Genomic DNA, 26,890 nt, shown 5'->3' with positions numbered 1-26,890 from the left:
TTTGTTTTTGTGCGACGCTGTTCGCCTTACGGCTCGGGTCGTCGCCTTTCTTTTGAAAACCCTTCATCTAACGATGAAGGGTTTTTTGTTGTATACCGTTTTGTAATAGGTATTTATGAGTGCTAAATTTTTACAAAAAAAACTCCCTTGAATATTTATATTTGACTTCTGCTTAATTTTGTTTAATATTGGCAAATTTTTAACTCTAAAAATGAATTGCTTATTAGATATTAATATTTTTCAAACTCGTCTAAGTAAGTTTACTTACTACGGATTGCTTGGAATATTCTTTTTGTTTGTTTCACCTGTTTTTGCCCAATTGCAGGACTTTCAGATTGAGGTTACGACAACAAACGAAACCTGCTCTGGTAACGGTTCTTTCTCATTTGCTATAATAAACGGAACCCCAGGCGCTACAGTCAACTATACTGTATATAAATTGCCTGACACTACAAATCCTATATCAATTTCATCGTCAAATACGCTTGGCAGCCTGACTGCAGGAACTTATAAAATTATAGCAGTTCAGGCGTTGGGGCAGCAAAGCAATTCACAAGAAGCCGAAGCTACTATTGTAAAAATCGCTTCGCCTTTTGATTTTGATGTAAGCGCGACTAATCAAGCATGCATAGAAGGAGCAAAGATCATAATAACTGTTACAGAAGGTACTGCTGCTTTTTATGAAATAATATCGGGCCCAGTATTGAGACCAATCCAGGAATCTAATGTTTTTGCAGATATGCCGGCTGGTGTATATGTCATTAGGGTGTTTAATGAATGTGGAGATGCTGATGTTACTACTTATACATTGGTAACCAGTTCAGCAGGGCCATCAATTTCAGAGCCCTCTTATGAGAGTAATGTATCAGGTGATTGCGATACTGTAACGGTTACTAATATAGTTTCCTATGGCGAAGGAATTGCCATAACATACCCAATAACGATTGAATATACCCTTACTCCCAGTGATGGGAATCCGCCTATTATTGTTGTACAAACTTTTGAAACCGGTAATGAAGTTGAGTTAGCACTTACTCATACATTTTCAACGGGCGATTCAGACTATTCATATACTATTAAAATCACTGACAGCTGTAACAATCAATATGAAAGTGGAGATATGATTTTGAATCCGGAACTTTCAATTGATTTTTCCGCCAATATTATTAACCCCTGTGGGACACATTATCTTTCAATTATCGTGTTGAATTTTTCGCCACCATTTAATTTAAATTTTGTTTCTGCTCCCGTAGGTTTTGTTGCTTCTGCTTTTAATCCATCATATCCCGGGCCATATACTCAGGGATCGGTTGTTTTTGGAGATCTTGAAACTCCTGTTATAACAGGTGACTACAAAGTAGAAGTTGTTGATAATTGTGGAAAGATGGCTTCTGTAGAGTTTACTATTGAAGATGAAGAAGTAGAAGCGGTTGCAGGAGGAAGCAGTAATGGCTGTACTTCTGCGTTGGGGCGAATAACTGCAACTGTGCCCGGGAGAAAAATTGTCTCAGCATTTATTATTGATGCCCCGGAAGATTATACAGATCTAAATGCGCTTCCTAAGAATGCTACGGGTAATATTGCTAGTAGTGGAGTTCTTGTACTAGTAGATATGCCACAAGGTGATTATATGTTGAGAATAGTTGATGAATGTGGTAATGAGTTTGACGTTCCTGTAGAAGTACCTCCGTTTGAACTAAAAGGATTTACGGGGATGGCAATGTCCGGCTGTGCTGCGGGCAGTGGAGCGGTCAGGATTAGTAGTGCAAACGGTAAGATGGCATCAATGTCAATGACTGATGCCCCGGACGAATATAATGAAACACTTCCTGTTAATGTCAGTAGTTTTATAAATGGTGATGGTATCTTTTACATCGAAAGTTTGCCAATTGGCGAGTATACATTTTCCGGAGTGGATTTTTGTGGAGTTGAAGAAACTGTTACGGTTATAGTGACCGCAGGAACTCCTCCAGGAGATGCGGTTACTTTTACTCGTAAATGCGGTAATTTTGATTTGAGGCTTTCAGATTCAGGGACGGAAACTTTTGCGGAGCCTCCTACTTATTGGTTGCAAAAACTGGTCAACGTCGAAGATGATATTTGGGGACATCCGGCGACAAATGTTGTTTTTATTGAAGAGACGGAGCCTAATGAGCAAAATTCTATGTTGCTTATTAATGGACAAACCCTTACTGATCTTGAGTATGAAGGTACTTTCCGGGTTATTAAATATTTTGAAAGCTACATTAGCCCTAACGATTTACAGGCTTGTTTCGGTGCATTGACATCTTTTGAATATACTGACGGTGTAAAGGTTAAAAATGCTTATAATCTATCCTGTAATCACGCATCCGACGATATTTATGTAGAGGCAACAGGCCTTGCGCCTCTGCATTATACTATTATTTCTAAAAATGATGCGCCATTTTCTCTGGATAATGGAGATAATAGTATTTTTTCCAATCTTGATCCGGGTAAATATGAGTTTCAGGTAGAAGATGACTGTGGGTTTGTTGGGACTCTGGAGGTTGACATCAGGCAGCTGCCGGAGTTGACAAAAGCTAATGACCCCGGGGATATGCAGGTCTGTATTCAGCCTAGCGGGTCTGAAACTGCTGAATTTGATCTGTCAGTTCAAACACCATTAATTTTAGGTAACCAACCTGCTTCGGTATATACAGTAACTTATTATCTATCTGCTGAAGATGCTGAGGCGGGTACAAACGAAGTTTCGACTTTGTTCACAAATACCTCTAATCCTCAGCTAATGTATGCCCGACTTGTACATGATCATATTTCATTATGCCACGATGTGACTTCATTTAATTTAAGAGTTACCGAATATCCTGTTTTAAAAATGAAACGCGATTATATATTATGTAATGACGATAATGGGGTAAATATTTCTGCCGACTCAGGATATAATAATTATGAATGGTCAACAGGTGAAACGACTTCAACCATCAGGGTTAATGAATCAGGTGATTATTGGGTTAAAGTTGGAAATGAATATGGCGGATTTGTGTGTGATACAAAAGCTGATATTTCGGTAGTAATTTCAGGCCCTGCTGATCGATGGACATTTGATGTGACTGACTGGACTGATAGCAGCAATTCTATTGCTATACATACAACAGGGGCAGGTAATTATGAATATTCGCTTGATGGCAAGAAATATCAGGATGAACCGCTGTTCTCTAATTTGGATACGGGTATTTATACCGTTTATATTAAAGATAAAAATGGCTGCGGTATAGTGTCTGATAAAGTAGTCTTGCTAAATTATCCTAAATTTTTTACTCCCAACGGTGATAGTATAAATGAAAAATGGCGTCTTGAATACTCCTGGTTCGAACCGGAAGCGCGTATTTATATCTACGATCGCTATGGTAAGTTAATTTACGGATTTACGCCGCTAGATTCTGGATGGGATGGAACTTTTAACGGAGCACCACTTCCGGCAACAGATTATTGGTTTGTTGTATTGAGGAAAGATGGTGAAATTCACAAAGGCCACTTTTCAATGATCAGGTAGTATTGTTGTAGATATTCTACACAAAAGTGTGGAATTCCACACTTTTATTGTTTTCTCCTCCCTTTGTTATTTTATTTAAATTACTGAAATTAAGCTTTTTGGCTTTGTTTTGTGCTGCCTTCTATTTATGGTATGATTATTTCATATACATATATATCAAGTTAGTATTGAAGTTATGAAAATTCAATTGTTATCACTATTTCTTTTAGCAGGCCTGTCGGCAGATGCAGTTGTAAGTATAGATAATAATATGGTGATAATCTCACTTCAGGAAAAACAATACAAGAAAGTTGAAGTTAGCCAGGTTCCTGCTGAAATACTTAAGCAGGCGAGTGTAAAATACAGTGGCTATGCACTTAATGAAGTTTTTGTTTATGAAAATCTGGAATATAAACTTGTGCTGAGTAAGAATAATAAAGCTGTAAATGCTTATTATAAAAGTACCGGCGAATTTATTAAAGAAGAAGCGAAAAGCTAAAGACATATAGTAAGGTGATTGAAGAATTTTTTCTTCGAACGAAGGAGACGGGAGCGTCTCCTTTTGTTTTTCTTAACACATACTAACTCTCAAAACAATTACATTTGTAGATATTATTTTTATAGCTGATGAGTTTTAAGATACTGGTAATTGATGATGATACTGCTTTCTGTGTAATGCTGAAAACCTTTTTGCAAAAGAAAGGGTTTGATGTTACAAATGCATTTAATGGGCAGGAGGCAGAAGATGAAATCAACAAGCAGGTTTTTGATGTGGTTTTAACGGATATCAGGCTGCCGGATAGCGACGGGCTTAAGATACTCAAACTAGTCAAAGAAACATCGCTTGAAACCCAGGTAATCCTTATGACAGGATATGTAGATATCAAGACTGCTGTAAACTCAATAAAGATGGGGGCCTTTGACTATGTTGGCAAACCTATAAATCCCGATGAGATACTTCACACCATTGGACAGGCACTGAACAAGAAAGCTTCAAAGGAGCCAACTTCTGCTGTTAAAAGCAAAGAAAAGAAAACAACAACCTCTCCGTTATCATTTGTAAAAGGGATCAGCAGCGATTCTCAGATGCTGCACGAGCATATTGCTTTAGTTGCCCCTACAAATATGTCTGTGCTTATTATAGGCGACAGCGGGACTGGAAAAGAATATATTGCACAATCAATACATTTGCTAAGCAAAAGAGTTGAAAAGCCTTTTATAGCGGTTGATTGCGGTGCTATACCCAAGGAATTGGCTTCGAGTGAATTCTTTGGTCATATCAAAGGCTCTTTTACAGGGGCTGTAAATGATAAGACAGGTCATTTTGAGGCTGCTAATGGCGGGACTTTGTTTCTGGATGAAGTTGGTAACCTGTCTTATGAAGTGCAGGTACAGCTTTTAAGAGCGCTTCAGGAACGAAAAATAAAACCGGTAGGCAGTAACCATGAGATCCAGGTTGATATAAGGGTTATTGCTGCAACCAATGAGGATTTAAATGAAGCTGTTAAACGTGGTGATTTTAGGGAAGACCTCTATCACAGGTTGAATGAATTTTCTATTAAAGCGCCCAGGCTGTCTGAAAGAAAACAGGATATAATGATGTTTGCCAATCATTTCCTTGCGCAGGCTAATGATGATCTCGAAAAGGATGTGGAGGGGTTTGACAGGGATGTGACCGATCTTTTCAAGAGTTATGACTGGCCGGGCAATCTAAGGGAAATGAAGAATATTATCAAGCGTTCGGTTTTGCTTACAAAATCAAACCTGATTCATCTGGAAGTACTACCTCATGAAATGCTGGATGCATCGCGTACATCGAACTCACTTTCCGGCTATGCCAAAGCTGATGAAGAGCAGGCGATCAGGCAGGCTCTCGAAAAGGCCAACTTCAATAAATCGAAAGCTGCAATTTTACTGGATATTGACAGGAAGACACTTTACAATAAACTCAAGCTCTACAATATAGAACTCTGATTTATCTCACTTATAAAGGCGTCGCATAATGCTTCCATTTTGAGGCATATATTTTCTGTATAGGCAGTGAGCTCTGTCCAGTCCATGGTATATGTCCTGTCTTCAAGAGGTTCCAGTATTTCAACAATACTAAACACTTCCATCTGCTTAAGCATAGGAATCATTTTATGTGCAGTTTCTGCAAGTGCCTGTTCACTTTGTGCATTTACCGCATCTTTTAGTGCGATGCAATTTTCTTTTGCACTGTCTATAAAAGTCCTTAATATCGTTTTTAAGGATTCTGGATCATTATAGGTAAACTGTGCAAGGCTTCTAAGATTATATAACGGCTGATTTTCTGTATTAATTAAGGGTTTATCGACAACGGGAGGCGTAATTGCTTTGCTGCCAAAAATCTCAGTTATCAGATTCAGCAATTCTTTTAATTGTACCGGTTTAGGATGATGTGCATTAAACCCTCCATCTGTAAAATCCTTTGCAGTCAGGTCTCTTTTGCCTGATAAAGCAATAACCGGCAAGTTAAGAACATGATTGTTGATGTTGTTTCGAATTAATTGTATCAATTCAAATCCATCAATAGACGGCATTTGTATGTCGGTAAGGACAAGGTCGAATTTTTCGTTTTCAAGGAGGGAAATCACCGAAGCAGCATTGATTTCGGTCTTTACAATTACCGGGTAATTTAAAAACAGCTCTGTCATCAGGGTAAGCTGCATAGTATCGTCGTCTACAATAAGGATCTTTTTTCCTTTTAATGAAGGATAAGTTTCAATGGTATTGTCTTCAGGTAAAATATCGGGAGATATAAAGACGCCTGCAGCTATGCATGGAATTATTACAGTAAATATAGAGCCCTGGCCTTCTTCACTCTCAATAATTATTTCTCCGTCCAGTAATTCAAGTATTTTTTTAGAGATAGTCAATCCAAGGCCGGTGCCGCCAAATTTTTTCTCAATACCTGCATGTGCCTGGGTAAATTCTTTGAATACATCAGCATGTTTTTCTTTAGAGATTCCAATCCCTGTATCTATGACAGAGATGTGAATGTCTGCATCTTCAATTTTGGCAGTAACTTCAACCGAGCCTTCAGGGGTAAATTTAATGGCATTGCTTACCAAATTAGTAAGTACTTGTTTAATACGGTAGGGGTCTGAGATAAAATTAGAATTCAGTTCTTCATTTACATCCCAGTTCAGCTCGATTCCTTTATTTTCAGCCATTGGCTCAAGTGTCCTGCAGGTATTCTCGATTACATTTTTAATGTTGAACGCTGTTTTTTCTATGGATATCCTGTTGTTTTCCAGCCTTGAAAAATCGAGAAGGTCATTTACAAGCTTAAGGATGTAATTTGCCGATTCGTTAATGTTATTGAGGTATTGCTTTTGTTTTCCGGTAATTCCCGAATCTTTTATAAGGTCGTGAAAACCTATGATACTGCCAAGTGGTGTTTGCAAATCATGGGTTACAGTAGCCATAAGCATGGACTTAGTTCTTAGAAGTTCTTCATTTTCCTGGTTTAATGACTCAAGTTGTCTTCTGTACTTTTGGTTTATGCTCAGGTCACGGATAATGATCCATGCAAAAATTATAAAAACAAGAATGGCGAATGCGCCAATCCAGGCAATATTTTTAAAGGTTTTTTGAATGCCTAACTCAGACTGCCTCATTTGCCTTACCGACTTTTGGAAAAATTCGTTTTCAAGCGAGGTCAGGATTTCTCTTAACTGTTCAGAAATTATTCGATTTTCGTCAAGCAGTCTTTGCTCTTTCAGGAATAATATGTGATCCAGTTGCCTTTCTTTATTGCGAATATCTTTCAGGACCTTATTAAAGGCCATCGCCATAGAATCGTTTGGGACAGTAGGTTTACTTAGCGATTCTCTTAATCTGGGGCTCAGTATTGCGTTTACAGATTTTTGCCCGGGATATTGTTTTTTAGTTTCTACTGATTTTATATTCTTTACAATAGAGTCTTTTGTTTTGTTAATGCCTTCAATGGCTTTAACATAGGTATCCTTGTGGGGGTTTTTTTTATGAAAAGCGATAATCTCGCTTATGCTGTTTCTTTTACGGCTAATAAGGAGTTGTATAGAGTCAAATTTAGATATCTGATCGCTGTCAACCCCTTTTTTAATATTGTTTATCTCCAGGTCTATACTGTTTATCAGTATATTGTACTTTTCGAAATCGGCCTCGGTTTCGGTCAGTATAGCATTACGGCCTATTGCCTCAGACGCATAAAGATTTGCAATGGTATTGCTTATATGAATTATTTTCTTGTTTTCCTCACTGTTGCGGCCTGAACCTGCTAATTTTAAAATTTCGGTATATACCAGCCATACGGATAAGAATGCCATCGCAAATAGCAATACATATCCGGCAATAACTTTATATTTTACGGCTTTATGTTTTTGTACCATCAGATAAAAGTAGTAGGTTTTATTATCTTAATAAAACGGTACAAATATAGTTAAAGTATAATTATTGGTTTAGCTTCTCACCATTACCCTAAGGAAATTGATTTCATCTTTTAGATGCTGTATTTCGGCTCTCAGGCTTTCAACCAGAATATCATAAACTTCTTTATTGGCATTATTGAATGCTGGATTTTCCTCATTTGTAATTTCCGTGATAACTTCGTTGAAAAGATAAGATATATTAACGTTAAGGATCCTGACAATCTTAAGAAGTTTTACAACATTAAGCCTTCTGTCATCTTTTTCAAGACGTCCGTAATTACTTTGGGTAACATCAAGCTGATGTGCCATAGTTTCCTGTGTTATACCCTTTTCTTCTCTTAATTTTTTAATTCGTTGTCCAATAATGTTCATAATAGTTGGTTTTTTAGTGTTGGATGCTGAAATGTGAAATTTATAATTATAACTATTTTTTAAGTTTTTTCTTTCGCAATAAACTATATATTTGGTGCTGCTTATCGGCAAACGTTAACCACACCTTACGGTTTTTGTTTTTGCTGCCTTTCCCACCCTGAAAAGGGATTGTGGGTAAAAGTTGTATTTATATAGAATTATTCTTTATAAAAGTAGAGAAGATGTCCGGCTGTAAAAAAGTATCGGGCAAATATTCGATGTAATGCACTTTTTCTCCCATGAACGGTAGATAAAATATGATTATATATCTATTTTTTAATAGTTATAATTTAATTATTAATAGCAATGATAAGTTAAAAAGTGTAGGTGTGGTGAAAAAAATCTTAGTTTATGACAATCAGAACGCTTATTATGAGCTTCTAAAAAACAGTATCACTGAAGAGTATGAATTTATATCAGCAAGTACTGTAGGCTTTGAATTTGCTGATTCAGAGTGTGATATGGTTTTGTTTTTCTTGTATGATGAAATCGAGCTGCTTGACTTTGTAAAGCTCTATAATGAAAATATCCCCTTTGTATTGGGGATAGCTAATGAAGAAACAGCTAAAGATATTGTAACTGAGGGTAATATTCAATTTCTGAATTTAAATAATTTAAAGGATGAACTTCTGGCAGATGTAAAAGTTATTCTTAAAACAGTACAGCCGAAAAAAAAAGAACCCCGCTTTTAGCGGGGTTACATATTATTGAGAGATAATAGATCTTGAAATTACTATTTTCTGTATTTCCGAAGTTCCTTCGTAGATCTGGGTGATTTTAGCATCACGCATCAGTCTTTCTACGTGGTATTCTTTAACGTATCCATTGCCTCCGTGAATCTGTACGGCTTCAATTGTTGTATCCATTGCTACCTGCGATGCATATAGCTTAGCCATAGCTCCGCTTATATCGTAGTTGTTGTGCTGGTCTTTATCCCATGCTGCTTTGATACACAGGTGACGTGCTGCTTCAATACTAACTGCCATATCAGCAAGTTTGAATGCGATAGCCTGGTGGTTACATATCTCTGTGCCAAAAGCTTTGCGCTCTTTAGAGTATTTTAGTGCAAGCTCATAAGCTCCCGAAGCGATTCCTAATGCCTGAGAAGCGATTCCAATCCTTCCGCCTGCAAGAGTTTTCATAGCAAATTTGAATCCGAATCCATCTTCACCGATCCTGTTTTCTTTAGGAACCTTTACGTCAGTGAACATTAGAGAATGCGTGTCAGATCCGCGGATACCAAGTTTTTGTTCTTTAGCGCCTATTTCGAAACCTGGCATACCTTTTTCAAGGATAAGTGCATTGATTCCTTTATGTTTTTTTTCAGCATCCGTCTGGGCAATTACCAGATAAACATCAGCAGTGCTGCCGTTTGTTATCCAGTTCTTAGTTCCGTTTACAAGATAATGGTCGCCCATATCTATTGCAGTAGTTCTCTGTGATGTTGCATCACTACCTGCTTCAGGTTCAGAAAGGCAGAAAGCACCTATTATTTCTCCTGTTGCAAGTTTGGTAAGGTATTTTTGTTTTTGTTCTTCAGTACCAAAAGTCTGAAGTCCCCAGCAAACAAGTGAATTGTTAACTGACATAACCACTGAAGCAGAAGCATCAATTTTTGATATTTCTTCCATAGCCAATACATAAGAAATGGTGTCAAGGCCGCTTCCTCCATATTTAGGGTCTACCATCATGCCAAGGAACCCAAGTTCTCCCATTTTTTTGATTTGTTCAGTAGGGAAAATTTGTTTCTCGTCTCTTTCTATTACACCCGGAAGCAATTCATTCTGAGCGAAATCACGCGCAGCTTGCTGGATCATCAGGTGCTCTTCAGTAAGTTTAAAATCCATAATATTTGATTATTATTTTTTGTTTTATTGCGCCCAAATGTACTTATTAAATGTGAATTTGTCAATATGAATGCGTAATTTTAGCCTCGCGATGAAGGAAAACTATAACGTTATAGGAGTAATGTCAGGAACTTCGCTTGATGGCGTAGACCTGGCTCATATTTTTTTTACTGTAAACAAGGGTAAATGGAGTTTTGAGATAGGTGAAGCGGTGACCGTTCCTTATTCTGAGGAGTGGGTAATGCGCCTTAAAAATGCTGTGAATTTTTCTGATGAAGAGCTTAAGATTCTGAATGCAGAATATACACATCTGCTGGGTGGTATCATAAAAACATTTATTCAGGATAATGCCATCAATAACCTCGATGCGGTTTGTTCCCATGGGCATACTATTCTGCATCAGCCTCATAATGGTTTTACATTACAAATAGGCAATCTGCCGGAAATTGCTTCTATAACAGGAGAGAAGGTGATTTGTGATTTTCGTGTACAGGATGTGCAACTGGGCGGGCAAGGTGCTCCGCTTGTTCCTATAGGGGACAGGATGCTGTTTCCGGATTATCGCTATTGCCTTAACCTTGGTGGGTTCTCTAATGTTTCCTTCGAAGAAAACGGCGCTCGTATCGCATTCGATATATGTCCTGTAAACACAGTATTGAATCATTATGCAAATCAGTTAGGATTTGAATATGATGCCAATGGTGCTATAGCACGCGAAGGTGAAGTTATCGTACCATTACTGGATGAGCTTAATGCGCTTGGGTTTTATGCTCAGGACTATCCAAAATCGCTTGGTTTTGAATTCGTGAAAGAAGTTGTATTCCCAATAATGGAGAAATACCCCAAAACGGCTCAGGATAAGATAGCGACCTTTACAGAGCATGTCGCTTTTCAGATTGCAAATACAATTAAAGGTATAGGTGATGGTGAGCTCTTGGTTACTGGTGGTGGCGCTTATAACAGGTTTCTTGTTGAAAGGATGAGAAAACTTTTGCCCGGCACAACTATAGCGATACCTGACGACAAGACGATACAGTTTAAAGAAGCGCTTATTTTTGCGTTGCTTGGCGTTTTAAAGCTTCGTGGTGAGGTGAATGTATTGAGCAGTGTTACCGGAGCGTCGGGAGATCATGGCTCTGGTGTTATTTACATACCTTAAAGAATACCTATTTTTTTAATAGCTTCTATAAGTTCGTGGTCATCGCCGCCTTTACCCTGAAGCAGCATGTTCTTCATTTGGGCTTTTCTCTTTTCTATGGCACTTAATGATAGTGGCACATAATTAGGGATATTCTTGGTAAGGATGCCTTCAGATAATCGCATTAATATCTGCTTGTCATAATTGTCAAGCTTATAATTATCGAATACTTTGTCTTTTAATGATTTTACAATTTTGTTGCTCAGGTAAGTGTCACCTCCAAATACAATTTTAAAAGCATTAAGGAATTCATCGATATCAATATCACTTTTGCATAAGATTCCCTGAGGATTTATTTCTCTTATCAGCCTGTCTACAAGTGTGGCTTCACTATGCATGGTTAGGATGATGATGATGCAATCCGGAATTGTTTTTCTGATAAGCACGCCAAGGTCAAGGCCGGAAAAAATATTTTGTTCCGGGTAGGGCGGAAGGCTAAGGTCGAGATAGGCTACATTAAATACAGTACCACCGGTTTGCGAATCTGAAATTAGCTTATAAGCCTGTTCGCAATCAAGCGCTTTTGTAAAGATAAGGTTGTGGCCTTCAAACTCTTCTTCCGATAATACATTTACATATCCATTAACCGTCATTGGATGGTCGTCGACGATTAAAATGTTTAAATCCTCTTGCATAAGCTGTCTATAGGTTGTACAAAATTAACAAAAATTACGGGAAAACCGTAAAATAGACTATTCAAATGTTTTTATATTGCGCAAAATTTTCTCTAATATTTTGTGCAGTATTCTTATCTAATAGTTGACGACAACAAAGACAATATTCAGGAAACCTTAAGGAAATTTGAGGCTTTCCCGGAATTCTATTGTGCCGGTGTTGCCGAAAACAGGGAAGATGCAATAAACAAGATACTTGAACTGCAGCCGCAATTGGTTTTTCTCGAAATTTGCCCGAAGAACAAAAAAAGCAACCTTTCGCTGAACATTATTGCTGAACTTTATCGCTTTATAGATAACGTGCCTTACTTCATAGCGCTCACTGCATCTCCTAAATATGCTTTTGAAGCAATACAGGCAGGAGTCTTTGATTATCTCCTTGCGCCGCTTAACCAGTTTGATCTTAGGAAGAGCCTTCTTAAGTTCCAAAAAACCAGTCCGGCAGCAGCAAACAATACGATATGTATAAAATCGTATGGAGATTACCAGTTTATCTCACTAAGCGATATAGTGTATCTTAAAGCGGATAATAATACAACGGATTTCTTTTTACAGAACGGGCGAAAGCTTACTGCTTATAAAACTCTCAAACATTATGAAGCAAATCTGCCGCTCTATTTTTTCAGGATACATAATAGTTATATAGTAAACAGTAATTATATTTCTAGGATCAATACCGGAAAATCACTTTGTTATCTGAATCATAGCGACATTTCAATATCTTTCTCTAAGACCTTTAAAGATAATGTAGATACCATTATCAGGAAAATCGCTCCGGAATACCTTTAATCCCTATTTTTAAGTACTTTTTCTAATTAACCCCTATACTTTGTTAAGTCAGGGTTACGGCAGTGTTTTGCTAATATTGTTGTATTTTAATATTTTAAGTAGGTTAAGTTTTACAATAATTTTAAAATTATCACAATTGAATAATTCAAATGTTTCATTGACCCTTCAAAATGGTTGAGTTACTCGTGTGCGGGGGTATTCTACTAAACCTGCTGTAAATCATGAGGCTGGTTGTTTTTTTGAGCGTAGTTTTGCTTCAGAATCAAACGATAAACGGGAGGTTCTCATAACAAAATAAGAAAAAAATAACATCTAATAAAAACCTTACTACTCATGAAAAAAATTATCCTTACACTAAGTCTAGTTGCTCTTATCAGCTCATCATTCGTTTCTTGTTCAACTGATGACAGCGCTATGGAAGATACAAAAGCAGGTGGTCTTGGAATTGTTGCTCCAATTGACAACGGAGATAAAGATCTTCCAAAACCTCCAATGAGACCATAATTAGGTACATGAAATAAAATATATTATTTTTGAGGCTGTAGTTTAAAAAACTACAGCCTCAAAAATTTTGAAAAACTACCAACTCGTATATTTATTTCTTTTTTTTCTTCTCTTGGCTGTGTCATGCGATAAGTCAATTGACCCGACGAATTCTTCTGTCAGAAAAGAAAAAAGCCTTATTGCCAGGGCTGATAATTATAATTTGAGTAAAGAGGGCCAGGTTAAATATTTAGATTCTGCGGCCCGGTATTTACCTGAAGCCGCAAAAGATACAGTAACACAGGGGCTGTTGAAGAAAATCACGATAGGTTATTATAATCGTGATCTCTATGAAAAGGCAATTTCTTCGGGAAAACAACTACATGCAATTTCCGTCTCTCTTAAAGATACCTTAGCAACCGGCAGGGCTCTTTTTTATATTGGAGAATCTTTTTATGGCTTAGAAGAAAATGACAGTGCTTTGCGTTATTATTCAAGAGCTGAAAAAATCAATACTGCTTTTAAAGGAACTGGCGATAAAGCGCTTGGCGAAATTATTCTTTACAAAGCATACATATATTATGATGCAGGAGAATTTGTGCTATGCGAAGCAGAAGCCTTTAAGGCTGAAAAGCATTTACGTATAGCTAACAAGGCAACGGATTTATATAACTGCTATAATCTTATTGCTTCGTCGCTCGATGGGCAGGAAAATGAAAAGGATGCCATAGATTATTACCAGAGGGCTTTTGATGTTATTGATAATTTTAAAAAAGAAGGTTATTCGGAAAGCCAGATGGCATTGTACAAAGCTTCCTGTTACAATAATATGGGAGGGGTATATGTGAAAATGAAGCAGCATAAAAAGGCGATTGAGATATATCAGCAGGCCCTGAGTATGTCCGAAGCAGATTCCCCCGGCCTTTATGCAAAACTTCTTAACAACCTAGCTTCAGCAAAATACAAATCAGGAGATTTTTCCCAGCTTCCGGAACTTTTTTATAAATCGCTCGCAATACGCGACAGCCTGCAAAATGAAAGAGGTATTGTTGCCAGTAACGTCAGCCTTGGGGAATATTTTTTATATAGAAAAGATACCGCAAAAGCGATCAGCTATCTTACCAACGCCTATCATAAAGCTAAAGAAATCAAGAGTAATTCGGATATTCTTAGCACACTTAAAACGTTAAGTGCGATAGATAAGGTTAGTAATGATTACTACATACGCCGGTATGTAACAGTTAATGACAGCCTCCAGAAGATAGCCCAGAATACAAGGAATAAATTTGCCCGTATCGAATTTGATACCGACAGGATACTCACTGAGAAAGATGCGCTGGCAAAAAAGAACAGTTTTATTATAGGAGTGTCTATAGTTGTGGTTTTGTTTATCGCGGCAATATTTATCATCTATTATCTAAATTCAAAAAACAAGGAACTTTTGCTTGTGCAGGAGCAGCAAAAAGCAAACGAGGAAATTTATGAGCTGATGTTTGAGCAGCAAGGGAAAATTGAGTCGGCGAAAACTGAGGAGAAATCACGTATTGCAATGGAACTTCACGACGGAATCCTTAATAATATATATGCTGTAAGGCTCAATCTGGAGTTCATCAATAAAAAAGCGGATGACGAATCGATTGTCCGGCGTAAGGAGTATATCAAAGAATTGCAAAATATAGAGTCTGAGATCAGGGGAGTGTCACACGACCTTAGCAGGAACGCGCTGTTTAACCAGGAGCAAAGTTTTGAGAACATGCTTGGCTTTATGATTACCTCTCAGAAAAATAATTTTGATACGGAATTTGAAGCAGAGATTGATCCATTGATCAACTGGGAAGAAATGAGCAACGTTCGTAAGGTTAATGTTTATAGGATAATACAGGAGGCTTTACAGAATATCAATAAGTATTCGAGTGCCGGACATGCAAAAGTTGTGGTTACCCGCAATAACGAAAATATAGTGGTCACTATAACGGATGATGGTATTGGCTTCGTGCCAGAAAAAGCCAAAGGAGGAATCGGTCTTCGCAATCTTAAAAAACGAGCCGATGCTCTTGGTGGTGCACTGCAAATCAATTCAAAGCCAGGAAAAGGGGCTGTTGTTGAGGTCTTGTTCCCAATGTAATATTCTCACTAAAATGCAAAATTCTCATATATATGTTTCATATATTTGTGCCGATTTATAAAAATACAAACAAATGAAAGATTTACTAAGTAAATTTGAAAATAAACAACCTGAAATAGTATTCAACTGGAAAGACTCTGAAACGGAAGCTGAAGGATGGACAGTGATCAACTCGCTTAGAGGTGGAGCTGCCGGAGGTGGAACAAGGATGAGAAAAGGACTTGATATGAATGAAGTGCTTTCATTGGCTAAAACAATGGAAGTGAAATTCTCTGTTTCCGGTCCTGCTATCGGTGGTGCGAAATCAGGGATCAACTTTGATCCGGCAGACCCTCGTAAAGAAGGTGTGCTTCAGAGATGGTACAAAGCGGTATCTCCGCTTCTTAAAAGCTACTATGGTACAGGTGGTGACCTTAATGTGGATGAGATCCATGAGGTTATCCCAATGACGGAAGAGTGTGGTGTATGGCATCCGCAGGAAGGTGTTTTTAACGGACACTTTAAGCCAACGGAAGCTGACAAGATCAACAGGATTGGCCAATTGCGCCAGGGTGTTGTGAAAGTTATTGAAAACCCTGCTTTTTCTCCTGATGTAAACAGGAAATATACTGTTGCAGACATGATCACAGGTTACGGTGTTGCCGAGGCTGTAGGTCATTACTATAAAATATATGGTGGTTCTATCGAAGGTAAAAAAGCAATCGTTCAGGGCTTTGGTAACGTAGGTTCTGCTGCTGCATTTTACCTTGCTAAAATGGGTGCTAAAGTTGTTGGTATCATTGACCGCGATGGAGGACTTATCAATAAAGACGGTTTCTCTTTTGAAGAGATCACCAACCTTTTCCTAAACAAAGATGGTAACAAACTTGTTGCTGAGAACATGATTCCTTTTGAGACGATCAATGAGGAAATATGGAAAATCGGAGCAGAGATATTTACACCGTGTGCAGCATCAAGACTTGTAACAAAAGACCAGGTTGACAATATGATAGCTTCGGGACTTGAAGTTATCTCTTGTGGTGCTAACGTGCCATTTGCAGATAAAGAAATTTTCTTTGGCCCTATCATGGAAGCGACTGATAGCAAAGTAAGCCTTATCCCTGACTTTATCTCTAACTGCGGAATGGCGAGAGTATTTGCTTACTTCATGGAGAAAAAAGTTGGTATGACTGACGAAGCTGTTTTTGCTGATACATCAGAAACTATTGGCAGAGCTATTGCTAATGTACATGCCCGTAATGCATCTAAGCTGAACATCAGTCATACTGCATTCGAAATCGCATTAAAGCAACTTGTATAAGCTATACGATAAATAAAAATATTATTTTTGAATGACAGATTAACCTCTGTCATTTTTTTATTCTATGACCTACAAAGAAACTACCGAATGGATGTTTGCCCAGCTGCCAATGTATCAGCTTCAGGGCGCGTCTGCTTACAAAATAGACCTTACCAACACCTTGTTGCTTGCTGATCATTTAGGTAATCCTGAAAGGGAAGTCAAAACGATACATATTGCAGGGACAAATGGCAAAGGTTCAGTGTCTAACATGCTGGCTTCAATATTGCAGGAAGCTGGATACAAGACCGGTTTATATACATCGCCTCACCTTAAGGATTTCAGAGAGCGCATAAAAATTAACGGAGAGGATATCTCCGAAGAATTTGTTGTTGGCTTCATAGATGATAACAAATCTTTTTTTGAGACAAACCATCTCAGCTTTTTTGAAATGACAGTTGGCCTTGCTTTTGATTATTTCAGGCAGGAAAAAGTCGATATTGCGATTATTGAGACAGGATTAGGGGGAAGGCTTGACTCAACTAATATCATCACGCCACTGGTATCGGTTATTACTAATATCGGGATGGATCACATGCAGTTTTTAGGTAATACGCTAACAGCAATTGCAGGAGAGAAAGCAGGAATTATTAAGCCTGGTATTCCGGCCGTGGTGGGGGAGTACAATAATGAAACAAAGCCTGTTTTTATAGCTAAAGCTAAAGAAGGCAGTTCGCCGTTGTATTTCGCTTCTGATGAGGTTACGAAAGATTATGCTTCAGATCTTACAGGAGATTACCAAAAAGCGAACAGGAAGACCGTAGTAAAGACTATCGCATTATTAACTGATAAATTCTCAATATCTGATGAGCATATAAAAGAGGGTCTGCTTCATGTTGCAAAAAATACGGGCTTTATGGGCCGATGGCAGCAACTGCACAGTAACCCCACTGTGATTGCTGATACAGCCCACAACAGCCACGGACTTAAGATCGTTATGCATCAGTTGCAAAAGCAGAAGTATGATACCTTGCGTATTGTTCTGGGTGTGGTTAACGATAAAGACCTTACCGACATCCTTCCGCTGATGCCACATGATGCGGTATATTATTTCTGCAAGCCGGATATTCCGCGTGGGCTTGATGCTGCGGCATTGCAGCAGTCGGCGGATGGTTATGGGCTCAAGGGAGAAATATACGAATCGGTGCAATCAGCATATAATAAAGCACTACGGGAAGCAGCGGTTTCCGATTTTATTTATGTCGGGGGGAGTACATTTGTGGTGGCTGAGGTTTTATAACCCTCTTTGAGGGAGAAAATATTTAAATTTTTTAAAATTGTAAGTGTTGTGCATTCTGTTTTATAACAGAAAGTTATTAAAAGCTTAACTGCTGTTTGAAGATGAAGCTTAAAAAATAATTGATTTTTTTCGGGTTTAAGTTTGCAAATATCAAAAACCGCCCTATATTTGCACTCGTAATAATGAAACAAACAACGCTTCAGGATTACAAAAATAGGGCGATTAGCTCAGTTGGTTCAGAGCATCTCGTTTACACCGAGAGGGTCGGGGGTTCGAATCCCTCATCGCCCACCACTTTTTAACTCTTCAGGAAACTGAAGAGTTTTTTGTTTTATATGATTATTTTCTCGTTTACACCGAGAGGGTTTGGGGGTTCTCCGATAGCTATCGGGACTCATCGCCCACAAGAAAAGCCGAAACTTGCGTTTCGGCTTTTTTCATTCTGAAAAGTGAGGAACGATTTGTTTTGGGCATTTCAGAATTAAAAAAGTAAACCCACCGATAAGGAGGGTTTGCCTTTTTTTGTAGCATTAAGACCTTTTGGAATGAACGAAGTTAATCTTTGTCGTCCACAAAAAAAGCTTGAGTATTTCCCCAAAGCTTTTTTAAATGTTTTTTCCAACTATTGTTTTACGATTTTTATCTGATATGATTTATCACCAACTTTCAGGGTTAGCAGGTAAACTCCCAAAGAAAGCCCGGACGGCATAGAAATGTGCGTTGATCCTATTCCTGCTGATGAGGTTACACTATCAACTCGTCGCCCTAAACTATCGAAAATAGTTATGGTGTCTGGGTTTTCCACACCTTCCACGATAAGCGTATCCGTGAACGGATTAGGGAATGCACGAATGACCACTTCTTCCGTTTGAGGTGTCGACAAAAGACCGGCGTTGAAACGCATGAGGGCAATATCTCTGGTTGTGGCATTTTCGAAATCTCCAACAAGCACCAATTTGCCATCGGCCTGGAACCGCGCTGAATTTCCTGCTTCGTTATCTCCGAAATCAACCAATAGCAGGCCAGATGTCCCGAAACCGGTATCAAGTAAACCATTGTTATTGTATCTCAAACAGGCAAAATCAAGGTCGCTGCCTGAAGAATAACCCAACAGAAGTAGCTTGCCGTCCGGCTGTATAACCGAGCTCGTCATAACGCTGGGCACTGTTGTAGTCGTGATTACCTTGCCATTTGCCCCAAAGGTTGCATCGGCCGTTCCGTTAGCCAGGTAACGCGCAACAATGGTACTAACTGACATTGTAGAGGTGTTGAACAGTGTTCCTGAAGCATATATTTTGCCATCTGAGGCGATTGAAATCGCATTGATTATTGCCTGTCCACCTCCGAATACTGTTACGGCACGGCCGTTTTGTCCGAAGGTAGTATCGACAGATCCATCTGCATTGAGGCGCATCAGTCCGAAGTTGATATCGTCTACGGTTCCCGAGGTAGTATAGCCGCCCAACAATATTTTTCCATCTGTCTGGATCTTCATTGCGCTTGGTGCATCCATCGTTGGTGCCCCGGCATTGCCCGGGTTACCGAAATTATAGGTCATAAGCCCCTGCGGTCCAAATGTTGTGTCGGGCTGGCCATCTGCATTGATACGCATTAAGGCGAAATTGCTGTCTGAGGTATACAAATGACAGCCTAGCAGAAACTTCCCGTCAGGCAACACCTCGAAACCAGCCAGATAAAACTCCCCTTCTCCATTATAATTGAGCGTAATTTGTCCACCCTGCTGGCCAAAGAATATGTCTACGAATCCGTTTTGTAGGAAACGAATCAACGAGATCCGTCTAGCTGAACCTGGAAAAGGCTGGTGAACTACTGCTGCTACGATTTTTCCGTCAGGAAGCACGCGGACAAAGTTTGCTTCTGTAGTCTCAAAACTCCCGGCATCAACCTCGCAACGCCCAAGATTCTGTGGGCCGAATCCAAAATCAAACGTTCCGTCGGGATTGTAACGCGTTACTACCAGATTATTGCGTTCCAGCTCATCATCGATGTCCTGATAACTGTAGCCGCAGGCAACGATTTTACCGTCTGGCTGGAAGGCCACATCGGTACCGACGGAATTATAAAAAGGCAAAGTAGTACGGACAAGCCCGTTGTTTCCGAAAGTCGTATCGGGACTTAACTGGGCAAACGCACTGCTTATAGTATACAGACTGGTTATAAAAGAGAGTAGTGTTTTTTTCATAAGGTTTAAGGTTGTCTTATTACTATGATGTAACAGCTCAGCCAAAAATATAAAAAAGGGGTAACAGCCCTTCTTTTACTATGTTATGAAAAAGAAAAGAAACCATGCTTCGTGTTAAAAGTTAAAAAAATGTTGTGGGTTAAGATGATACTCACCGTTTAGTCAGTTGTACAGCTTTGATTTCACCGGTTTTTATGTCTTTCACCTCCAGGATGGCGGTATCCGATTTGGGTTTTGTATCCAAGTGAAATGCATCGCAGGGATTCATTGCTGAATAATCAATGTCACCAAACTTTATTACTTCGTCTCCCTCACCGATCCTATCGTTAAGCACAGTATTCCAAACTATGCCTACAACTAATTTTCCTTCTTTGATTACAAGTTCCACAGGCCAGTTCTTTTCGGTAACATCTATTGCCCCATCCGTGTAAGAATTGAAATACAACTGCCTTCCCGGGTAATCAATCACGATATCACCATATTGCAGTATTTGGCTGCCTATCCTTGAATGGGTAGTGCTGGTGGTTGTAGTTGTAATATTTTTTAGGGTCACACCTGCAAAAACCATTTCGGGCAGCGACACCATGTAATGCTCTGTCTGATTTTCTACACCATGTAAGCCCATTGTATGCGAACCCTTAGCCTGGTGTATTACCGAAATATAGTTGTACTTTTTAAGTGTGTCGTAAGAAGAAAATGATAAATCATACAGCCCCATCATTCCTGTGTCGAACAGGAGTTCTTCGTGTCCGTCTGCTAGATTGTTTTTAAAGTAAATCGCTAAGTAGGGGTTACTTTGTCTTTTGTCCTTTAATAAACCTGCGCTTTTCTTTTTATCGGTACTAAAGTTTTTCAGCTTATCCGTAAAGCTAACAGTTTTGTCTTTATATGAAAATTTGACTACGCTGTTGCGGAGCATATTACTGCCAATAAACCCATCAATTCCAAGGCATTGTAAAAGATAGTTGTTCTCGGCAACCACGGCAGGTATGTCTTTAAAGGTAAGATTACTTACCTGTACAGGCGGTAGTGTTATGAGTTTCATATTCTCGGTCAGATTGCTGGAATCGCTCACGCCAATCCCTGCAGTTGATTTTAACCCTAATGCGTCACACAGCTCTTGTGTAATGGCACTCGTGGCGCCCGTATCTACAAGAAAATCATAGGTCTTGCCTTTTATAACGGCCTGTACCACCATCAGGCCTCTGATGTCCCTATAAGGGACGCTAACATTATAATTTTTTTGTACAACCTTGCCCTTATTGATGGTTTTGATGTTTTGTGCAACCGATAAATTAAGGAATAATAGCGCAGAGAAAAGATAAAGTATTTTCATAAATGTGATGGATTGGATTGCTTTACGTTTACACAATCTGTGCCAAAACTGAAATTATTAGTATTTATCCTATCTTTAAAACGATGTTATTGGCTTTTACATTTAATTAGCATCTACAAGCTCAATATCCATTGTCTTTATCAGTTCTTTAAAACGATGTTATTGGCTTTTACATTTAATTAGCATCTACAAGCTCAATATCCATTGTCTTTATCAGTCCGTCTTCAAAGGTGTAAATATGTTTTACCGTACCGTCAAACATTAAATTGCCCTGCAGGTCTTTTACATTCTGATGGACTTTAACTTCCAGGCTTCCATTATCTCTTTCGGCAAAACCAACCGGTTCAACTTTTGGGTTTATTTCCGTCCATTGGCGCGTCCAGTATTCTTTAATTTCGTTATGCCCGCTTATATAGCCGCCTTCCCATGCTTTCGACCATTGAACATCAGGTTGCATTGTTGAAAGAGCGTTGTCAATATTTCTATCATTAAAGGCAGTATATGCCTTATGTATTACATCTTTGGTTTTTTCCATTTTGATTGATTTTACATCTAAGATAAGCAATATCTCCATATACGGAAAAACCCTTTGATTATCACCAAAGGGTTTTGTTCTAAAAATAGTTTGCTTCCATGTCTTTGAGTAGATCGATATGTTCAGGCTTCCATCCCAGAATTTCCTGTGTCTTTTTACTATGGGAAGGGCAATTGAAAGAAGCGAAGTGCATAAACCAGCTAAAGTGTTTTTCTGCTTCATCCGGTGCAAGGCTTACGGTTGGCAATTGCAGGTGTTCTCCAATTGTTTTCGCTATAGCAATAAACGGAATTCCTTCTTCGGCTACGGCATGAAATACTTTTTGTGACGGTTGTTTCTGTACGATCAGGCTGTAAACTTTTGCGGCATCAAATCGGTGTACGGCAGGCCAGCGGTTTTGTCCGTCGCCAATATAAGCCGACTGCCCATTTTCTTTAGCCATGCCAATAATAATAGGTATAAAGCCGTGTTCGCCCGCACCATGTACAGTTGGCGGAAGCCTGACGATATAAGCATTTACTCCTTTTGATGTTGCAGCTGCCACTGCTTCTTCGGTTGCAGCCCTTGGAATAACATCAGAAGTAACAGTGATAGTGTCATCTTCATCCACAATGCGATCATAACGTAAAAGCCCAATCCCTGAAGTAACCACCAGGGGTTTATCGGTACCCGCTAAAACATTACCGAGGGCTTCAATTACAATACGGTCAGCTTCGCAGCTTGCTTTAAACTGAGAGAAGTCATGATTAAAAGCAGTGTGGATAACTGCATCACATTCGGCGGCACATTTGCTGATGGCAGCAATGTCATTAATGTCGCCCAAATAAGGTTCGGCGCCTGCTTTTCGCACTATTTCGGCACCCGCTTCTGATCTGACCAGTCCAAGGACATCAATACCAGAGGATAATAATTCGTTTACAATGGCTGAGCCTACAAAGCCTGAGGCCCCGGTAACAAATACACGCATAATTATAGGTTTTTAGAAAGACAAAGGAAGATAAACGCCTTTCTGAAAACATGGTCATCTGACCATAATTGCATTTATCGGTGCAACTGCGTGTGACGGATGCGCGTAAGGGTTTTGAGCGACATACCAAGATAGGCTGCTATCATGTGTAGCGGAAGGCGGTTGAGGTAGCCCGGAAAATTGCTGACGAAATCTTCATATTTTTCCTCGGGAGTTGCACTCAGGTTTGTCATTATGCGCTGACGGTTCTGATAGATCGTGCGTGCTATAAGCTGTTCTGAAAATTGCTTCAGTAAAGGAAAATCCTTAAGTAAGGTGTTGAAATCATTCTTTTTCCAAAGTAAAATTTCACTCGATTCAACGGCCGCTATGTTAATTAGGGAAGGAGTTTCCTTATCATAGCTCTCCACATCCAGTGTCCAGCTCAGCTCAGGTGAAAACTGGAGTATGTGTTCGTTACCGTTAGTTGAGATGCTGTAAGTACGTAACAATCCCTTTATGATAAATACCTTATGGCGGCATACATCGCCGGCAGTAAGCAAATGCTCATTGCGGCGAACAGTTCTCTGCTCGGCCAGGTTACTGATGGTTTGTATCACATCATCAGGCAGGCCGCTCTGTTCTTTCAGGTAGTTATAAAATTCAGGCTGCATTATACAAAAATATCAAATATTGTGTAAAATTCTATGGCTATGCTGTAAAGACTATTATAAGGATTTTCCCAAAGTAAAACTATAGGTATAAGTACTTGTTTTTGGTAATGCGTATAAACCCCTGTTTTTGTGTTAGATAGCTTTTGGGCGGTTTTTTTATCATAAGTTTACCCCTTGATTGACCAACTCAATCTGAATAATTCAACTAACTAAAATTATTACTTATGAAACAAAAATTTACTTTCCCAACCCTTTTGGGGATGTTGGCATTGCTGTCGCTCGGGGTGTACAGCTGCCGTGAAAACGACAAATCGCAGGAGAGCAAGGAGTATACTGCAATGAATGTATCTCCGGCTAACGGAGCATTTCAAAACCACAGGGATTCTGTACCTTCAAAAGAAGAATACAGCAATCCGCTCTTCGTTCTTAGTCATGATTACCCAACAGAGGTTAAAGATGTTGTAAACCCTACGTGGCAACAAACCCTCAAAGGTGGGACAATGTCTGAATCTAATGCTTTACCGTACATGGATGCGCTGAAAAAATATATCGCACCAAATGTAAAGCCATTCTTTACGGATAATAAAAACTGGACATCGGCAAAATATGGCTGGTTCAATGAACCTTGGATCGGATCAGAAAGGGAAGCTATCCTGGGAGCCTATTTAGGAAATGGAAATCCTGCGAATATGTTCAAGTCTCTGAAAGAAGACGAATCGGGATATGCTTTGGTATTTTATGATTCGGTAGCAGCCTATACCGTTGGGCAGTTGTGGGGCAAAACTGGTGAAAAAGTCAACCTGACGAAAGATTCAGGTCAATTTAAAGAAGGAAGCATTGTTGTTAAACTTGCTTTTTCCAACGTAAATGCTCCGAACTGGCCTGTTATGGAAGGAGCAGAAACCCTTAGTGTTTATGACACCATTCCAACCAGGGAGAATCCTAAGACCGGATACCAGGTGCGTAAGGTAAGTTTCTTCCAGATGGATGTGATCGTTAAGGATAGCAAAGCTGCTCCTAAAACAGGCTGGGTTTATTCTACCTTCGTATATGACATGGATGCCAAAGGTGATTTTTGGGATAAGATGGTGCCACTTGGCGCAATGTGGGGCGACGATCCCGATGTTATCAGTCCAATACAGCCACCATACCCTAAACTAAAAGAAACCGTAATCAACGCAAAAGCACCTTTTTATAGCAAAGAAACCTTAGGCTGGGGCGGAAGGCTGAGTGGCCCTAACGACGGGGCAGTTGCTCAGGAAGCGGTTGATGTTACTACAGGAAAAGTATATAAAAACCTGGCATTGTCATCGTGCATGAGTTGTCACAGTCCTGCGCAGGCAGCTTTAAAATCATTCCTGCTTCCGGGGCCGAAACAAACTACAAATAATTTAATGGTATATACTCCGGGAAGTAAAGAGTGGATGCTATGGTTCAGGGATAACCCGGGTGATGTGCCTTTTGATGAAGGTGAGATTGCACTTGATTATGATATGGCAATGGCTGCCAAATCGATTCCTGCCTATAATAAAGCTAAAGCATCTACAACATCTGCTAAAAATGCGAGAACAGCACCTGAAGATGAGCTAACTGCTGCCAACGTGGAAGCTTTTACAAAATACAGGCAGCGTAAAACGAAAAAGACGGGACACTAATCCCCGATTGGTTGTTTATTGGTCAAAACTACCCTACAGTAATGTTTGGGTAGTTTTTTTATTAAGGCTCAATATTCAATTCCATGATTGGTAAAAACCTGTCCGGAATTGAGGTTTCCAATTGTCCTGTTTTTATAAAACCGAATTTGGCATAGAAACTTTCTGCATTTGGGTCGGAATGCAAAATCATTTTTTTTGCATTAGTGGCTTTAATTTTTGATGTGAAATCTTCAAGCAATAACTGACCATAGCCTTGACCAATATATTCCGGGAGTACAAATAAGTTATCAAGCCTTACGTTAGATTCATCTTCATAGACGAAAGAATAATACCCGATGATCATACCATCAACAACTAATTTGTATACAGATTTTGTATCAATATAATTTTGAGTGATAGTCAGCGCTTCTGACCATGTTTCCAACTGTTCAACTGAATAACCCCAATAGGCTTTAGACTGTTTGGTTATGACAGTTAAACCTCCGTGATCTCTAGTGTTGGCTTTTATTATATTTATTGTTTTGTGTTTAATTTCTTATGTTATTTGTGGGTTCGACTCCTTAATACACACTGATTCTTTTATCTTATCTATATTTACAAGTTTATAATATATCATAGATTAATTTATATTAAAATTAACAAATATGCTGACACAATTACTAGTAATTCAAAAAATAGCAAGCGACGGAAAAGTTGATGTTCATCAAGTTTCTTCGCGAAATCTTCATTGGACATTTGAACCTGATAGAAAATTTGAAATAACAGATAAAGAATATTTTCCTATAGTGATAATGGAAAATGTAAATGTGATTAAAAGGAGGTCTGGTTCTGAAACTAAAACATTAATTATGGATGATGGAGCAATTAGTTTTGTGGACGATTATAGTGTTCCGGACGGAAGTGTAATAACAATATTACCTCCTAAAAATTATGTCCCTGATATAATTAAATTTAAGGATATACCATATATACCAACTGGTTTGGTGGGTCAAGTTGTTACAATACCACCTGGACAAATTCAAATATTATATAATAAAATTGAAAAGCAGTGTTGTATCATTTTACATATACATCACAAACAGTTTTTTGGAATACAATGTTTGTTCAAAAAAATAGAGAATGAAGATTTTCCGGAACAAGGTAATTATTGGTCTGATGAACTCTTTGATGTAAGTATTTCCAAAGAACTATTGCAGGTTGATGTGATTAGAACAGAAGATTTAAAAATTTTCAATAATACCATTAACATAGTGGATTTGGCGGAGATCAATGATATTTTAAATGATATTTTAGAGGCATTAAAAACGAGTGATAAGTCTAAAGCTAAAAATCAACTTGCTAAATTTGGTAAAATAATCACTTCAGCATTAGGTACTACGGCTAATGTTGAAAAAGTTATTAAAAGTTTAAGTGATGGAGGAGGTGTAAATGGTCTTATAAAACAGATACTGAAATATGTTAATTTTGATAATTAATATTTAAAATTTA

22 protein-coding genes and 1 tRNA gene are annotated in these 26,890 nt (G+C 38.7%); 13 read left to right on the top strand and 10 right to left on the bottom strand.

Annotated elements, in window-relative coordinates; translation table 11 throughout:
* Positions 1–211 precede the first annotated feature (211 nt).
* The 3 genes from ACX0HA_RS04275 to ACX0HA_RS04265 all read left to right on the top strand — a co-directional run bounded on the left by ACX0HA_RS04275 (position 212) and on the right by ACX0HA_RS04265 (position 5,488).
* On the top strand, positions 212–3,535 hold the full coding sequence (locus ACX0HA_RS04275; protein WP_458844027.1) for a T9SS type B sorting domain-containing protein: 3,324 nt from the start codon (positions 212–214) through the stop codon (positions 3,533–3,535).
* Between the two features lie 175 nt (positions 3,536–3,710).
* On the top strand, positions 3,711–4,013 hold the full coding sequence (locus tag ACX0HA_RS04270) for a hypothetical protein (protein ID WP_458844026.1): 303 nt from the start codon (positions 3,711–3,713) through the stop codon (positions 4,011–4,013).
* A 128-nt stretch (positions 4,014–4,141) separates the two neighbouring features.
* Positions 4,142–5,488, top strand: coding sequence for a sigma-54-dependent transcriptional regulator (locus ACX0HA_RS04265; protein ID WP_458844025.1), 1,347 nt, complete (start codon positions 4,142–4,144; stop codon positions 5,486–5,488).
* Here ACX0HA_RS04265 and ACX0HA_RS04260 read toward each other — a convergent pair.
* Both ACX0HA_RS04260 and ACX0HA_RS04255 read right to left on the bottom strand, forming a co-directional pair.
* Complete coding sequence (locus ACX0HA_RS04260; protein WP_458844024.1) at positions 5,470–7,908, bottom strand: hybrid sensor histidine kinase/response regulator; 2,439 nt, start codon at positions 7,906–7,908, stop codon at positions 5,470–5,472. The two genes, ACX0HA_RS04265 and ACX0HA_RS04260, sit on opposite strands and share 19 nt — an antisense overlap.
* A 69-nt stretch (positions 7,909–7,977) precedes the next feature.
* Positions 7,978–8,319: a helix-turn-helix domain-containing protein gene (locus ACX0HA_RS04255; protein ID WP_458844023.1), complete on the bottom strand. Its 342-nt coding sequence runs from the start codon at positions 8,317–8,319 to the stop codon at positions 7,978–7,980.
* 296 nt (positions 8,320–8,615) lie between these two features.
* On the opposite strand from ACX0HA_RS04255, the gene ACX0HA_RS04250 reads away from it, so the two are divergent.
* A complete protein-coding gene (locus ACX0HA_RS04250; protein ID WP_458844022.1) occupies positions 8,616–9,050 on the top strand; it encodes a hypothetical protein in 435 nt (144 codons plus the stop codon).
* A 12-nt stretch (positions 9,051–9,062) separates the two neighbouring features.
* On the opposite strand, the gene ACX0HA_RS04245 is transcribed toward ACX0HA_RS04250, so the two are convergent.
* The gene (locus ACX0HA_RS04245; RefSeq protein ID WP_458844021.1) at positions 9,063–10,205 is read right to left on the bottom strand and encodes an acyl-CoA dehydrogenase; all 1,143 of its coding nucleotides are present in this window, start codon (positions 10,203–10,205) and stop codon (positions 9,063–9,065) included.
* A gap of 70 nt (positions 10,206–10,275) precedes the next feature.
* Here ACX0HA_RS04245 and ACX0HA_RS04240 point away from each other — a divergent pair, with 70 nt between their 5' ends.
* A complete protein-coding gene (locus tag ACX0HA_RS04240; RefSeq protein ID WP_458844020.1) occupies positions 10,276–11,364 on the top strand; it encodes an anhydro-N-acetylmuramic acid kinase in 1,089 nt (362 codons plus the stop codon).
* Here the strand turns inward: ACX0HA_RS04240 and ACX0HA_RS04235 are convergent.
* Positions 11,361–12,038 (bottom strand): response regulator, encoded by a 678-nt coding sequence (locus tag ACX0HA_RS04235; RefSeq protein ID WP_458844019.1) that lies wholly within the window; start codon positions 12,036–12,038, stop codon positions 11,361–11,363. The genes ACX0HA_RS04240 and ACX0HA_RS04235 overlap by 4 nt on opposite strands.
* A 102-nt stretch (positions 12,039–12,140) precedes the next feature.
* On the opposite strand from ACX0HA_RS04235, the gene ACX0HA_RS04230 reads away from it, so the two are divergent.
* From ACX0HA_RS04230 to ACX0HA_RS04205, 6 genes are all read left to right on the top strand, one after another.
* Entirely contained in the window at positions 12,141–12,866 is a 726-nt protein-coding gene (locus tag ACX0HA_RS04230) for a LytR/AlgR family response regulator transcription factor (RefSeq protein WP_458844018.1), read from the top strand.
* A 333-nt stretch (positions 12,867–13,199) separates the two neighbouring features.
* A complete protein-coding gene (locus ACX0HA_RS04225) occupies positions 13,200–13,370 on the top strand; it encodes a hypothetical protein (RefSeq protein ID WP_458844017.1) in 171 nt (56 codons plus the stop codon).
* A gap of 118 nt (positions 13,371–13,488) precedes the next feature.
* Positions 13,489–15,474 carry a tetratricopeptide repeat-containing sensor histidine kinase gene (locus tag ACX0HA_RS04220; protein ID WP_458844016.1) on the top strand — a complete coding sequence of 662 codons (1,986 nt, stop codon included), beginning with the start codon at positions 13,489–13,491 and terminating at the stop codon, positions 15,472–15,474.
* 73 nt (positions 15,475–15,547) lie between these two features.
* Positions 15,548–16,774 (top strand): Glu/Leu/Phe/Val dehydrogenase dimerization domain-containing protein, encoded by a 1,227-nt coding sequence (locus tag ACX0HA_RS04215; RefSeq protein WP_458844015.1) that lies wholly within the window; start codon positions 15,548–15,550, stop codon positions 16,772–16,774.
* Positions 16,775–16,838: 64 nt separating this feature from the next.
* Positions 16,839–18,053: a bifunctional folylpolyglutamate synthase/dihydrofolate synthase gene (locus ACX0HA_RS04210; protein WP_458844014.1), complete on the top strand. Its 1,215-nt coding sequence runs from the start codon at positions 16,839–16,841 to the stop codon at positions 18,051–18,053.
* A gap of 216 nt (positions 18,054–18,269) precedes the next feature.
* A tRNA-Val gene (locus ACX0HA_RS04205) sits at positions 18,270–18,347 on the top strand.
* 328 nt (positions 18,348–18,675) lie between these two features.
* Here the strand turns inward: ACX0HA_RS04205 and ACX0HA_RS04200 are convergent.
* The 5 genes from ACX0HA_RS04200 to ACX0HA_RS04180 all read right to left on the bottom strand — a co-directional run bounded on the left by ACX0HA_RS04200 (position 18,676) and on the right by ACX0HA_RS04180 (position 23,747).
* Positions 18,676–20,256 carry a T9SS type A sorting domain-containing protein gene (locus ACX0HA_RS04200; RefSeq protein WP_458844013.1) on the bottom strand — a complete coding sequence of 527 codons (1,581 nt, stop codon included), beginning with the start codon at positions 20,254–20,256 and terminating at the stop codon, positions 18,676–18,678.
* Positions 20,257–20,407: 151 nt separating this feature from the next.
* Entirely contained in the window at positions 20,408–21,592 is a 1,185-nt protein-coding gene (locus ACX0HA_RS04195; protein WP_458844012.1) for a retropepsin-like aspartic protease family protein, read from the bottom strand.
* Positions 21,593–21,767: 175 nt separating this feature from the next.
* Positions 21,768–22,127, bottom strand: a complete 360-nt coding sequence (locus ACX0HA_RS04190; RefSeq protein WP_458844011.1) for a nuclear transport factor 2 family protein — start codon at positions 22,125–22,127, stop codon at positions 21,768–21,770.
* A gap of 79 nt (positions 22,128–22,206) precedes the next feature.
* The gene (locus ACX0HA_RS04185) at positions 22,207–23,094 is read right to left on the bottom strand and encodes an SDR family oxidoreductase (RefSeq protein WP_458844010.1); all 888 of its coding nucleotides are present in this window, start codon (positions 23,092–23,094) and stop codon (positions 22,207–22,209) included.
* Between the two features lie 74 nt (positions 23,095–23,168).
* Complete coding sequence (locus ACX0HA_RS04180; protein WP_458844009.1) at positions 23,169–23,747, bottom strand: Crp/Fnr family transcriptional regulator; 579 nt, start codon at positions 23,745–23,747, stop codon at positions 23,169–23,171.
* Between the two features lie 224 nt (positions 23,748–23,971).
* On the opposite strand from ACX0HA_RS04180, the gene ACX0HA_RS04175 reads away from it, so the two are divergent.
* Positions 23,972–25,402 (top strand): hypothetical protein, encoded by a 1,431-nt coding sequence (locus ACX0HA_RS04175; RefSeq protein WP_458844008.1) that lies wholly within the window; start codon positions 23,972–23,974, stop codon positions 25,400–25,402.
* A gap of 61 nt (positions 25,403–25,463) precedes the next feature.
* Here ACX0HA_RS04175 and ACX0HA_RS04170 read toward each other — a convergent pair whose 3' ends face one another.
* Positions 25,464–25,871 (bottom strand): GNAT family N-acetyltransferase, encoded by a 408-nt coding sequence (locus ACX0HA_RS04170; protein ID WP_458844029.1) that lies wholly within the window; start codon positions 25,869–25,871, stop codon positions 25,464–25,466.
* A 175-nt stretch (positions 25,872–26,046) separates the two neighbouring features.
* Here ACX0HA_RS04170 and ACX0HA_RS04165 point away from each other — a divergent pair, with 175 nt between their 5' ends.
* Positions 26,047–26,877: a hypothetical protein gene (locus ACX0HA_RS04165; protein WP_458844007.1), complete on the top strand. Its 831-nt coding sequence runs from the start codon at positions 26,047–26,049 to the stop codon at positions 26,875–26,877.
* Positions 26,878–26,890 lie beyond the last annotated feature (13 nt).

Source organism: Flavobacterium hauense, assembly GCF_054457175.1.
The sequence above is the reverse complement of the archived record's forward strand: the minus strand, read 5'-3'. Positions and strand labels throughout refer to the sequence as shown.